This is a genomic window from Streptomyces yokosukanensis (genome assembly GCF_001514035.1).
In the GTDB taxonomy this organism is placed as follows: domain Bacteria; phylum Actinomycetota; class Actinomycetes; order Streptomycetales; family Streptomycetaceae; genus Streptomyces; species Streptomyces yokosukanensis.
In genome coordinates, this window is record NZ_KQ948209.1 from 523,940 (window position 1) to 536,930 (window position 12,991).

Genomic DNA, 12,991 nt, shown 5'->3' on the forward strand with positions numbered 1-12,991 from the left:
CAGGCGATGGTGACCTACGCGCAGGCGCAGGAGCGCGCCGAGGAGTGGATCAACGGCGACGTGCCCGTCTACCAGCATCGTGAGGTGCGGGTGCGGGAGTTCGAGCTGGGCTTCGTGGTGTGGGGCGAGGACCGTGCGGAGGGCCCGCGTTCTGACGCGGGGGCGCAGCGGCTCGTGATCGCCCGGGACAGCGGGGAGGCGACGCTGTGGCCCGGACTGCCGGTGGGTGAGGTGATCCGCCGGTACGAGGAGGAGTACGGCCGCGCCGACGGGCCACGGGACACGGCTCCGGCGCCGGCCGCCGCCCGGATGGACCTCAACCAGACGTCGTTCCTGCTGACTCCTCCGGAGTGGCTGCAGGAGGCGGCGGACAAACTGGGCATCGGGGGCGACCGACGGCCGCAGGACGGAGGCGGTTCGGCCGGGGCGGGTGCCGGTGGGGGTGCGTCGGGTGTGAGTGGCGCGGGCGCCGGCTCGGGGTCGGGCTCGGGCGCGGGCGTTTCGGGGGTGGGTGCCGGTGCCGGTGCCGGTGCCGGTGTCGGCCCTGGTATTGGGGCGTCCGGTGGCGGCGTCGGTGTCGGGACTTCGCCCGGTGGGGCGGGGTTGGCGGAGACGCAGGCCGGGGTGCCGGCGGGTGCGCCGGGTGCGTCGGGCGTGTCCGGTGGGGTGCAGGGCGGGTCGGGTGCGACCGGTGGGGCGCAGGAGGTGCCAGGTGCGCCGGGCGCGTCCGGTGTGCCCGGGGCGCCTGTTCCTGAGAGTGCGCCGCCCGTCGAGGTGCCGGTGGGCGCGACGCCCTGGTCCGGTACCGACACGAACGCGGACCCGGGTGAGGACGACCGTTCCGTTCCGCTGCCCGCGACGGTGTTCGCGCCGCCGCTGAGCGACCCCGCCGGTGAGGCTTCGCGGCCGCCGGCGAGCACACCGGACGCGAAGACGGCGTTGATGTCGGGGGGCAGCCAGCTGCCGCGGACGGCGGTCGCTCCGGCGCTCGATGCCGCGAGCACGCCGGGAGCGCAGGGCTTCCCGCCGGGCGCGCCGGGTGGCTCGCCCGCCCCTGGTGGGGTGCCGGGGGCGCCTGGTGCTGCGTACGCGCCGGGCGGGTCCGGTGTGCCCGGAGCGCCCGCCGCTCCTGGTGCGCCGGGCGCCCCGCAGGGCAGCACGCCGCCTCCGCCGCCCGGTGCGGCGCCGTACGGCTACCCGCAGCCGCCGGCAGCTCCCGGCACGCCTCCGCCGGGCGTACCCGCGTACTCGCCGGCGCCCGGGGCTCCGGCCGCGCCGGGCGCCCCGCAGGGCAGCACGCCCCCGCCGCCTCCGGGCGCCCCGACGTACGGCTATCCGCAGGGGCCCGCCGCACCGCAGGATGCTCCGGGGTACGGCTACCCGCAGGCGCCGGGAGGCGCGCCGGGTGCGCCGCAGCCCCCGGCTGACGCGGATGCGTCCGCGCGGCAACTCGCGCCGAACGCGGGCGACATAGCGGACGCCGCGACCAGCAAGGCGGCACCGCCGCCGAAGAAGGCGCGCGGTGGCGTGGGCGCGCCGCCTCCGCCGCCGGGTGTCCCTGGTGCGCCGGGCGCGCGGCCGGGGAGCGCGCCGATGCCGCCCGCGCCGGGTGCGCCCGCGGGCGGGTACGTGCCGACGCAGTTGGTGTCGGCGCTCGGTCCGCAGGGACAGGGCGGTGCAGGTGCTCCGGGTGGTCCGGTCGTTCCGGGTGGTGCGGAAGGGGTGCAGGCGCCGGGCGCGCCCAGCGCTCCGGGCGCCCCCACTCCGCCTCCCGCGCCTCCGGGCAACGTGCACCACGCGGCCACGATGCTGGCCGACCCCAGCCTGCTGGGCGGGGGCGCGCCGCAGCAGCCGGGCGCCCCGGGCGCCCCGGGCGTTCCCGGCGCGCCGGGCGCGCAAGGTGGTCCGGGTGCCCCGGGCATGCCGACTCCGCCTGGCGTTCCCATGGCTCCGGGCGCCCCGGGCATGCCGCTCGCGCCTGGCGCGCCGCACGCTCCGGGCGCCCAGGGGGGCGGGCACGGGGCTGTGCACCACGCGGAGACCATGCTGGCCGCGCCGCCCGTGACCGGTCCCGGCGCGCCCCCGCCCCCGCCTCCGCCGCCGCCCGCCCCCGGCGCACTCGGTGCTCCGGGCGCTCCCGGTATGCCGCCGGGCGCACCGCAGCCGATGCCGCCGGGTGCGATGCCGCCGCCGGGTGGGCCCGTGCCGGGGCAGCCGCCGGCGTACGGGTATCCGCAGCAGGGGCAGCCGACGGTCGGTCCGGGCTATCAGGCCGTGTTGCGCTACCGCGCTCAGGACGGTTCGGAGCAGCAGCTGATCCGGCGTTCGGCGCCGGGCACGCCGCACCCGGAGTGGCAGATCTTCCACGAGCTGCGGGCGATGAACGTGCCGCCGGACCAGGTGCTGGAGCTGCACACGGAGCTGGAGTCGTGCGAGCTGCCGGGCGCCTACTGCGCGCGGATGATGCGGGAGCAGTGGCCGCAGGCGCGGATCACGAGCATCGCGCCGTACGGCACGGACCAGGCGAGCCGGCAGCAGGGTATGCGGCAACTGCTTGCGCACCAGGGTGAGTTGCACCAGGTGGCGGACGGGCCCGCGCGGCCCGCGCCGGTGCGGGCGCCGCTGCCGCCGGTGCAGGCCGCGCCGCCGGTCCCGCCGGAGGGTATCGGGCAGGAGCTGGCGGCGGCGTTCGGGCCGGGGATCTTCCGGTTCGAGCAGCAGGCGGTGTCGCGGCAGGGCGTGCCGCCGATCGTGGCGCACACCCTGGTCGTGGCAGGTCTGCCGGTGGACCTGGGCCCGTTCTTCTGGGCGCAGGCCCAGCCGGGCCGTCCGGTGCCGACGCTGGCGGAGCTGGCGGCCGAGCGCGGGGTGCAGCCGGCGTCGGACGCGGGCTCGTACCTCGTCATGGGCACCGACTTCGGCAGGGCGATCTGTGTGCAGTACGGGACGGCGAACATCGTGGCCGTGCCTGTGGAGGCGGGGCCGGGCGGGGCTCCGGTGCCGCCGCAGTTCGTGAACTCCGGGCTGCCGGAGTTCGCTCGCTGTCTGGCGCTGCTGGGCCGGATGTGGCGCCTGCGGTACGGGCTGAACCAGGAGCAGGCGGGCCGCTGGACCGTCGACTTCCAGGCGCAGCTCGCCGCTCTGGACCCGGCGGCGCTCGGCTCGCCGGAGAGCTGGTGGTCGGTGCTGCTGGAGCAGATGTGGGACGGGCTGTTGTAGGCACACCGCCCGGATGTCGGCCCATCGTGTCCTCCACGTACGCGTGAGGGATGCGATGGGCCGGCGTCGTTTCCGGCGTCTTCCCGAGGGGGGCGGGGCGGGTCGACACCCGTTCGCAGTACGACCGTCACCCTTGAGCAGGAAGAGGGCGCAACTGCCCCGCAGGTCACGCCAAACGCGGAGTGCGGGATGTCGTGTGTGACGCGTCTGCGGAGTGTCGCGTTATGAACACTTACGTCCGATCCATCAAGATGTGCGCGAAATTGTCCTGTCGTGTATGTCCGGTGGAGAGGGGTTCCCAGGGTGAGCAGTGCATCGATGTCGCCCCACGGCTTCGTGACCGTCCGGGGGCGCGGCTACCGCCCCGATCAGGTCGACGCCTCCATGGAGGCGTTGTCGTACGACCGTGACGGCGCGTGGGAACGGGCCGCGCGGCTGACCGTGCTGGCCAAGGAGATGGAGGCGGAGGTCGCGCGGTTGCGCGAGGTCGTCGCCCAGCTCCCGTCGCAGGCGTACGAGGCGCTCGGGGAGCGCGCGCAGGGCTTGTTCGAGCTGGTGCTGGAGGAGGCGGCGGATCTCCGCGAGCGCACGCAGCGCGAAGCGCACGAACAGGTCGCGCAGGCCGAAGCACACACCGCCGCCGCGCTCCGGGAGGCGCAGGAAGTGGCGGACGCGCTCCGCGCGCAAGTCGATGAACACGCCTCCCAGCGGCTCCTCGCCGCGCGCTCCGAAGCCGACGCGCTCCGCGTCGGCGCGCGGCACGATGTGAAAGAGGTGCGCGGAGCGGCGCTCGCCGCGTTGCGCGAGGTGCGGCAGCGCACCACCGCCATGCTCACCGAGCAGTCCCGGGAGCACGCCCAGCGCTGGGCCGAGGCCGAGCGCGAGGAGGCCGAGCGGATCGCCGCGCTGGAGGTCCGGCACGCCGAACGGGCGGATCTGGCCGAGGCCGCCCTGTCCGCCGCCAAGCGGGCCCTCGATGAGGCCGAGGAGTTCGCACACCGCAGTCAGGAGGAGGCACGCACGCGTGCCGCCGAGATCGTCGCCGACGCGCGCGTGCGCGAGGAACGCATCGCCGGGGAGACGGAACAGGTGCTGCGCGAGCACGGTGAGACCTGGGACCATGTGCAGGCGCACATGGACCACGTCCGCAGCCGCCTGATCACCCTGACGGGCAGAGCGGCCCTGGACTGACAGGCTCCCGGTCAGCGGCTTTTCGACCGGCACGTCGACACCAGGCGCCCGCCGCCCCGCACTCCCGCGCTCCCCCCTGCACCCCCGCGCTCGCTGCGCCCTCCCCGCGCCCGCGTGCTCGCGTCCGCGCCCGCGTGCCCGCGCCCGCGTTCAGTCCCTCTTCCGCACCGCCCCCGCAAGGATCCACCCCTCCACCGCCTCGTACTGGCGGCGCTGTTGCTCCGCCTCGGTGCGGCCCGAGGCGACCGTGCCGAGCCAGCCGAAGAGGAAGCCGGCCGGGATGGAGACGATGCCGGTCGTGGTGAACGGGAACCAGTTGAAGTCGGCGTGCGGGAAGGCCGAGACGGGGGAGCCGGAGACCAGATTGGTGCCCGGCATGAGCAGCAGCACGGTCAGTGAGCCCCCGATCAGCGTGCTCAGCAGCCCGCAGCGGGTGTAGCGGCGCCAGAAGAGCCCGTACACCAGGGCGGGTGCGATGGCCGAGGCGCCCAGGCAGAAGGAGAGCGTGACCAAGGGCTGCAGGCTGTGGTGCTGCACCAGCGTGGCCAGCAGGATCGTCGGCACTCCTATGGCGAGCGCCGAGACGCGGGCCAGGGTCATCTCGCGCCGGGCCGGCATCTCCTGAACCCGGGCCGCGAACACGTCATGGGCGAGGGAGTTGGCGCAGGCGAGCATCATCCCGGCGACCGAGGCGAGCAGGGTCAGGAAGATCGCGGTGGTGACCATGGTGAACAGGAAGGTCTCCGCCGTGGAGACGTCGGTGCCGAACGCCGCGCGCGAGCCCAGCAGATACGCGGTGTTGCCCTGGGGATCGGCGCCGGCGATCACAGAGCGGCCCACCAGGGCCGTGGCGCCGAACCCGACCACCGTGATGACCAGCACGAACAGGGCGACGATCGACACCGCCCAGGACATCGAGCGGCGCACCTGGCGGGCACTGGAGGCGGTGTACATGCGCATGGTGATGTGGGGCAGGACGCCGCCGCCGAGCACCACCGTCAACTCCGAGGCGATCATGTCGAGTCGGGACCTCGGCCCGGTGCCGAACTGCAGCCCGGAGCGCAGGAAGGCCGGTCCGGCGCCGCTCTGCCGCGAGGCGGCGGCGAACAGGGCGCCCGGGTCCCAGTCGAAGCGGTGCAGGATCAGCACGGCGACCACGGCGCCCGAACCGACCAGCATCACGATCTTCAGGATCTGGATGAGCGCGGTGCCCTTCATGCCGCCGATCGCGGCGTAGGCGATCATCAGGGCGCCGAGGCCCATGACGCATCCGGTCTTCAGGGACGCGTTGGAGAAGCCCAGGATGAACGCCATCAGCTGCCCGGTTCCGGCGAGTTGGACCAGCATCAGCGGCAGCAGCGCGGCGATCGTCACCGCGCAGGCCGTGATGCGCACCGAGCGGCCCGGGAGCCGACGGGCGAGCGCGTCGCCCATCGTGAACCGGCCCGCGTTGCGCAGTGGTTCGGCCAGCAGGAACATCAGCAGCATCAGTGACAGCGCCGTACTCAGGGCGAGGACGACACCGTCGTAGCCGCACAGGGCGATCACTCCGCCGGTGCCGAGGACGGTGGCCGCCGAGATGTAGTCGCCGGCTATGGCGAGGCCGTTGCGCAGGGGGGACAGAGAGCCGTAACCGGTGTAGAACTCGTCGAGGTCGTCGTGGTCGGGGCCGGTCATCACGCACAGCAGCAGGGTCACTGTGGCGACGGTGGAGAAGGCGATCAGGGACATGGACTGGGCCGAGCCGCTGAAACCGGTGAAGCCTCCGACGGCCGGGACGTCGGCGGCGCCGTTCATCGGACCGCTCCTCGGCGTGCGTCCAGTTCGGCCACCTTGCGGATGCGGTCCGCGAGCGGGTCGACGTGCCGGCGCGCGGTGTGCTCGTACAGGGCGATCGCGAGCCAGGTGACCGGGAGTTGGACCAGGGCGAGCAGCAGGCCGGCGGGGATGCCGTCGGCGACCGTGCGCATCATCACGCCGGGTGCGCTCGCGGACAGGACCAGGAACAGGGTGAAGTAGCCCAGCGCGGCGAGCGTGGCGGTGCGCCGCTGCCAGCGGTAGGCGCCGCGCAGTACGCGCAGGTCGCTGTGGTGACCGAGGGGCTCGCGCGACGGCTGGTACTCCGCCCGGGGCGGCCTCGCGGGCGCGGGCTGCCAGGGGTACGTCAGACGCGAGGGGGGCGGTGGATCGAAAGAAGAGTCGAAGGAGGAGCTGAAGGAGGAGTCGAAGGAGGAGTTGGAGGAAGGGTCGAAGGAGGAGTTGGAGGAAGGGGCGAAAGAGTGGGCGGAGGAGGAGGGAGAGGAGGGGGCGGAGGAGGTGTCGTAGGACGGGGGCTGGGGCGGGTCGTAGGACATCCCGGGGCTCCTTGCGTGGCTCGGGTCCGTGGCGGTGGACCGCAGGGAGGTGGGGGGTGGAATGGGGCCACGCACGTTACTCGCGAGTTCGGTGCCGCGTGGCGTTTTCACCGAACTGGCCAGTCGGTATGCGCTTACCGCGAGAAAACACTGTCCGAGCCGGGGTGCCATCCGCGTTGACGGCGTCGGCCCGGCGGGCGACGCGAGGGTCGTCCACCGGGCCGGGTGCCGTGGAGTCGGGGCGCGGTCCGCGCCGTTCGGAAGGGCCGTGGCCGACGCCGTCGCGGGGCGCGGTCCCGTGCCGTCGGAAAGCGGCGCGGGACCGCGCGGTCAGTGGTGGCGGTGCAGGCGCCGAGTCCCCCCGCTGTTCGGCCGACGGCAGTCCTTCGCCGACAACGTCCTTGAGCCGTCGTACAACTGCGAACCGCTGCGGGTCACCTTCGCGGACGGCAGCGATCTGCCCGACTGGCCGGGGGACGAGGTGCTCGACGTCACCGAGTCGGTGACCGAGGAGATCAACTGGGTCGACGGCGACGTCGTCCTGCCGTCACTCCTGCCGCACCGGAAACCTCCTGGGCGCCACCAGCAGCAGGACCAGGAAGGCCAGGGTCGCCGCGCAGGCCGCGCCGAGGTACACCGTGTGGACCGCGTCGGCGATCGCGCGCCGGGTCGCCTCCGGGGCCCTGCCGGCGTCCAACGCGCGCGTGACGGAGTCCAGATCGCCCGCCCCGCCCAGATGCGCGGCCAGCACCCCGTTGGCGACGGCGCCGAAGAGCGTCGCGCCCATGGTCTGCCCGGTCTGCCGGCAGAACAGCACGGACGCGGTCGTGGTGCCCCGCTCCGACCAGCCCACGGTCGACTGCACGCCGATGATCAGCGGCAGCTGGAACAGCCCGAGCGCCCCGCCCAGCAGCAGCATCAGCAGCGTCGGCTGCCACCACGAGCCGGGGTACGGCAGGAGCGGGAAGGAGAACAGGATCAGCGTGGCCAGGCCGATGCCGAGCAGCGCGGTGTCCCGGAAGCCGATGCGCCGGTAGACGTGCTGGCTGAACGCCGCCGACACCGGCCAGCTCAGCGTCCACACCGAGAGCACGAAGCCGGCGGCCACGGGCGCGAGTCCGAGCACCGCCTGCGCGTACGTCGGCAGGAACACGCTCGGCGCCACCATCACCAGCCCCAGCGCGCCCAGCGCCAGATTGACGGCCGCGATCGTCCGGCGCCGCCACACCCACCCGGGGATGATGGGCTGTGCCGCCCGCCGCTCCACCACGACCACCGCACCGGCCAGCGCCAGGCCGACGCCGAAGAGGGTCAGCGAGGGAGTCGACAACCATGGCCAGGCGACCCCGCCCTGCACCAGCGCGGTCAGCAGGACGCCGCCGCACGCGAACACCGCGAGCGCGCCCGGCCAGTCCACACGCGCGCGTGCCGGGCCGTCGGGGTGCTGCGGCCGCTCCCGTTCGGGCTCGTGCAGATGCCGGACGATCAGCCACAGCGCGACGGCGCCGATCGGCAGGTTGATCAGGAAGATCCAGCGCCAGTCGGCGTACGCGGCGAGCACGCCGCCGAGTCCCGGCCCCGCGACCGCCGACACCGCCCACACCGTGGACAGCTTGGACTGGATCTTCGGGCGCTCCGCCAGCGGATACAGATCGGCGGCGAGCGTCTGCACGGTGCCCTGCAGCGCCCCGCCGCCCAGGCCCTGCACGATCCGGAACGCGATCAGCGCCGCCATGTTCCAGGCCCCCGCGCACAGCAGCGAGCCGAGCAGGAACATGGCCGCGCCCGCCACCAGCACCGGCTTGCGGCCGAAGGTGTCGGACAGTTTGCCGTAGACGGGGAGCGTGACGGTCACGGCGAGCAGATAGCCGGAGAAGAGCCAGGAGAAGACGGAGAACCCGCCGAGATCGCCGACGATCTGCGGCACGGCCGTGGAGACGACGGTGGAGTCCAGCGCGGCCAGGGCCATCGCGAGCATCAGCGCGGCGACCACCGCGCCCCGCCGCCGGGTGTCCTCTCGTGCGGCCGTGCCGCCGCGTATCGCGGGTGTGGTGCTCCCCTCCGCGAACCCCTCGCCGTGACTCCCCACCGCGAACCCCTCTCCGTGACTCCCCACCGGAGTCTGCCCCGTGGACTCCCTGCCGGAGTCTGCCCCGTGGCCCTTGCATCTATCTGCGGTGCGACAGCTTGCCACGCGGCCGTGAACCCGGCCCCGACGCGCACGGGCTTGACCCTGACGCGACGGAAGGGTGGAGGCTTTCCGGGTCGAAGGGTGGAGTCGGCCCTGAGACGGACTCCGCCCCGGGGTGGAGCACCCCTAGGGGTACCTCCGTACTACGGCTCGGGGAGGGTTCGTTCCGGCGGAGGACGAGCGGGGCGGGGTCCGGTCCTTAACCTGGCTTTACGCCGCTGGGGGGCGGCCGACCGCACCGGAGGGGTGGGGTTTTCCCCAGGGAAAGACGGGGCTTCGCACCAGCGCGCGAGGCTCCCGTCGGCCGCGAGACTCATCGAGCACCCAGGACGACACCCCGGTACACCCGGGCAACCCAGCGACCCGCTGACCGACATAGGAGACATACCGTGACATCGGCTGTGACCATTCCCAGGCACGGGGGCACTGGAGGGCGTACGGCCGTTGCCGCGCGAGCGCGGCAGGTCGTGAAGGCGTACGGGTCCGGCGAGACCCGTGTCGTCGCCCTCGACCACGTCGACGTGGACATCGCGCGTGGCCAGTTCACCGCGATCATGGGCCCCTCGGGGTCCGGCAAGTCCACGCTCATGCACTGCCTCGCCGGTCTCGACACCGTGACCAGCGGTCAGATCTACCTGGACGAGACCGAGATCACCGGCCTGAAGGACAAGAAGCTGACCCAGCTGCGCCGGGACCGGATCGGCTTCATCTTCCAGGCCTTCAACCTGCTGCCGACGCTGAACGCGATCGAGAACATCACGCTGCCCATGGACATCGCGGGCCGCAAGCCGGACCGGGCCTGGCTGGACCGGGTCGTGGAGACCGTCGGCCTCGCCGGGCGGCTCAAGCACCGGCCGACCCAGCTCTCCGGCGGCCAGCAGCAGCGTGTCGCCGTGGCGCGTGCGCTCGCCGCCCGCCCGGAGATCATCTTCGGGGACGAGCCCACCGGAAACCTCGACTCGCGCGCCGGCGCCGAAGTCCTCGGCTTCCTGCGCCGCTCGGTGGACGAACTCGGCCAGACCATCGTGATGGTCACGCACGACCCCGTGGCCGCCTCCTACGCCGACCGCGTGCTCTACCTGGCCGACGGCCGGATCGTCGACGAGATGTACCAGCCGACGGCCGATCAGGTCCTGGACCGCATGAAGGACTTCGACGCCCGGGGGCGTACGTCATGACCGTCCTGAAGACCTCGATGCGCAACTTCTTCGCGCACAAGGGCCGAATGGCGCTGTCGGCGGTCGCGGTCCTGCTGTCGGTGGCGTTCGTGTGCGGCACGCTGGTGTTCACGGACACCATGAACACCACCTTCGACAAGCTCTTCCAGGCCACGTCCTCGGACGTGACGGTCAGTGCGAAGGGCTCCTCCGACACCGGCGAGACGACCTCCCGCACCGGCAAGCCGCTGGTCATGCCGGCCTCCGTGGTCGGCAAGGTCCGTGGGGCCGAGGGCGTGCGCAAGGCGGAGGGCACCGTCTTCTCCACCTCGGTGACGGTCGTCGACGCCAAGAAGGACAAGCTGTCGCCGAGCAGCGGCGCGCCGACCATCGTCGGCAGCTGGAACGGCAACGACGCCCGCACCATGAAGATCACCTCAGGTACGGCGCCCAAGGGCCCGGACCAGGTCATGGTCGACGAGGACACCGCCGACAAGCACCACCTGAAGATCGGCTCCGAGATCGGCATGATCTCGGTCGTCGGTACGCACCACGCGCGCGTGTCCGGCATCGCCGCCTTCAAGGTCACCAACCCGGGCGCGGCCATCTTCTACCTGGACACGAAGACCGCCCAGCAGACCCTGGTGGGCCGGACCGGCGTCTACACGAACATCAACGTGACCGCCGCCAAGGGCGTGAGCGACGACCGGCTGAAGAAGGACGTCACGGCCGCCCTCGGCCACGGCTACAAGGTGCAGACCGCCAAGGAGGTCGCCGACGCCAACCAGAAGAGCGTCGAGAGCTTCCTGAACGTCATGAAGTACGCGATGCTCGGCTTCGCCGGGATCGCCTTCCTCGTCGGCATCTTCCTGATCATCAACACCTTCTCCATGCTGGTCGCCCAGCGCACCCGCGAGATCGGCCTGATGCGCGCCATCGGCTCCTCCCGCAAGCAGGTGAACCGGTCCGTGCTGGTCGAGGCGCTGCTGCTCGGCGTGATCGGCTCCGTGCTCGGTGTCGGCGCGGGTGTCGGCATCGCGGTCGGCCTGATGAAGCTCATGGGCAACCTGGGCATGCACCTGTCCACCGACGACCTGACCGTCGCCTGGACGACCCCCACCGTCGGTCTGCTCCTCGGCGTCGTGGTCACCGTCCTCGCCGCCTACCTGCCCGCCCGGCGCGCCGGCAAGGTCTCCCCGATGGCCGCCCTGCGCGACGCGGGCGCCCCGGCCGACGCCAGGGCCGGCATCGTCCGGGCCGTGATCGGCCTGCTTCTCACCGGCGCCGGCGGCTGCAGCCTGTACCTCGCCGCCAGCGCCGACAAGGCCAAGACCGGCTCGGGCTGGCTCGGCCTCGGCGTGGTGGCCACCCTGATCGGCTTCGTCGTCATCGGCCCGCTGCTCGCCGCCGGTCTGGTCCGCGTCCTGGGCGCGATCATCCTGCGGGTCTTCGGCCCGGTCGGCCGCATGGCCGAGCGCAACGCGCTGCGCAACCCGCGCCGCACCGGCGCCACCGGCGCGGCCCTGATGATCGGCCTGGCCCTGGTGGCCTGCCTGTCGGTGGTCGGCTCCTCCATGGTGGCCTCGGCCACCGACCAGCTCGACAAGACCGTCGGCACCGATTTCATCATCCAGGGCGACCAGCAGTACACGATGGTCAACCCGCAGATGGTGCAGAAGATCAAGGGCACACCCGGCCTGGAGCGGGTCACCGAGTACAAGCTCCTGGACGCGTCCCTGACCACGCCGGACGGACAGGTCTCCAAGAAGGAGACCGTCAACGCGGCCGACCCGACCTACGCACAGGACGTGCGCACCAAGACCGTCGCAGGCGACCTCGCCGACGCCTACAAGCCCGGCTCCATGTCCGTCTTCGAGGGCTTCGCCAAGAAGCACGGCATCAAGGTCGGCTCCACGGTCGCGGTCGACTTCAAGGACGGTACGACGGCCAGGCTGACGGTCCGCGCCATCACCAGCGACGACGTCGTGGTCGACAAGGGCGCGATGTACGTCGCGATCTCCACGGCCGCGCAGTACGTGCCGGCCGACCGGATGCCGCTGGACCAGATCGTGTTCGCCAGCGCCAAGCACGGGCAGGAGGCGGCCGCCTACAAGGCGCTGAAGTCGACGCTGCGGGACGACCCCTCGCTGACCGTGCGCGACCAGACCGACTTCAAGAAGGCGCTGAAGGACCAGATCGGCCAGCTGCTGAACATGATCTACGGCCTGCTCGCCCTCGCGATCATCGTCGCGGTCCTGGGTGTCGTGAACACCCTGGCCCTGTCGGTGGTCGAGCGGACCCGCGAGATCGGCCTCATGCGGGCCATCGGTCTCTCCCGCCGCCAGCTGCGCCGCATGATCCGCCTGGAGTCGGTGGTGATCGCCGTCTTCGGCGCCCTGCTCGGCCTGGGCCTCGGCATGGGCTGGGGAGCGACCGCCCAGAAGCTCCTCTCGCTCCAGGGCCTGCACATTCTGGACATCCCCTGGCCGACGATCATCACGGTGTTCATCGCCTCCGCCTTCGTGGGCCTGTTCGCCGCGCTGATCCCGGCGTTCCGGGCGGGCCGGATGAACGTCCTGAACGCCATCGCGACGGACTAGCCGCACCGGCCGGGCCGGCGACCGCCGCGCGCGGGCGCAGGCCCGGCCGAGGACCCGCCGCGCGCGGGCGCAGGCCCGGCCGACGAGCCGCCGCGCGGCCGAAAGACCACCGCATACGGGGGTTGCGGGGGAAAGACCCGGTGCCGGGAAGTCTTGGGGGACTTCCCGGCACCGGGTTCTCCGCCGTCGTCCGCCACGTGCGTCCCGGGGTTGTCCACAGGCCCGACGGCAACGGCGTGAGCGTCGTAGGCTGGACACCCCCCGGCTGCTCACCGCGCC

General features: G+C 72.8%; 7 protein-coding genes. 4 read left to right on the forward strand and 3 right to left on the reverse strand.

Annotated elements, in window-relative coordinates; translation table 11 throughout:
* Positions 1–6 precede the first annotated feature (6 nt).
* Together AQI95_RS44760 and AQI95_RS12255 are read left to right on the forward strand one after the other, a co-directional pair.
* Entirely contained in the window at positions 7–3,219 is a 3,213-nt protein-coding gene (locus tag AQI95_RS44760; RefSeq protein ID WP_079071217.1) for an SUKH-4 family immunity protein, read from the forward strand.
* 303 nt (positions 3,220–3,522) lie between these two features.
* On the forward strand, positions 3,523–4,410 hold the full coding sequence (locus tag AQI95_RS12255) for a coiled-coil domain-containing protein (protein ID WP_244188713.1): 888 nt from the start codon (positions 3,523–3,525) through the stop codon (positions 4,408–4,410).
* A 150-nt stretch (positions 4,411–4,560) separates the two neighbouring features.
* Here AQI95_RS12255 and AQI95_RS12260 read toward each other — a convergent pair whose 3' ends face one another.
* The 3 genes from AQI95_RS12260 to AQI95_RS12270 form a co-directional block, all read right to left on the reverse strand.
* Positions 4,561–6,207, reverse strand: a complete 1,647-nt coding sequence (locus AQI95_RS12260) for a sodium/solute symporter (protein ID WP_067121308.1) — start codon at positions 6,205–6,207, stop codon at positions 4,561–4,563.
* Positions 6,204–6,764: a DUF485 domain-containing protein gene (locus AQI95_RS12265; RefSeq protein ID WP_079071218.1), complete on the reverse strand. Its 561-nt coding sequence runs from the start codon at positions 6,762–6,764 to the stop codon at positions 6,204–6,206. The genes AQI95_RS12260 and AQI95_RS12265 overlap by 4 nt, the downstream gene beginning before the upstream one ends.
* Before the next feature lie 547 nt (positions 6,765–7,311).
* Complete coding sequence (locus AQI95_RS12270; RefSeq protein WP_067121310.1) at positions 7,312–8,853, reverse strand: MFS transporter; 1,542 nt, start codon at positions 8,851–8,853, stop codon at positions 7,312–7,314.
* A 491-nt stretch (positions 8,854–9,344) separates the two neighbouring features.
* Here AQI95_RS12270 and AQI95_RS12275 point away from each other — a divergent pair, with 491 nt between their 5' ends.
* Positions 9,345–10,133, forward strand: coding sequence for an ABC transporter ATP-binding protein (locus AQI95_RS12275; RefSeq protein ID WP_067121312.1), 789 nt, complete (start codon positions 9,345–9,347; stop codon positions 10,131–10,133).
* Positions 10,130–12,712 carry an ABC transporter permease gene (locus AQI95_RS12280; RefSeq protein WP_067121314.1) on the forward strand — a complete coding sequence of 861 codons (2,583 nt, stop codon included), beginning with the start codon at positions 10,130–10,132 and terminating at the stop codon, positions 12,710–12,712. The genes AQI95_RS12275 and AQI95_RS12280 overlap by 4 nt, the downstream gene beginning before the upstream one ends.
* The last annotated feature ends 279 nt before the right edge of the window (positions 12,713–12,991 follow it).

What these genes read in the sequence shown, in the direction of transcription:
- AQI95_RS44760 (WP_079071217.1), top strand. Translation starts at nt 7, where the DNA reads ATGGTGACCTACGCGCAGGCGCAGGAGCGCGCCGAGGAGTGGATCAAC.
- AQI95_RS12260 (WP_067121308.1), bottom strand. Translation starts at nt 6,207, where the DNA reads ATGAACGGCGCCGCCGACGTCCCGGCCGTCGGAGGCTTCACCGGTTTC.
- AQI95_RS12265 (WP_079071218.1), bottom strand. Translation starts at nt 6,764, where the DNA reads ATGTCCTACGACCCGCCCCAGCCCCCGTCCTACGACACCTCCTCCGCC.
- AQI95_RS12280 (WP_067121314.1), top strand. Translation starts at nt 10,130, where the DNA reads ATGACCGTCCTGAAGACCTCGATGCGCAACTTCTTCGCGCACAAGGGC.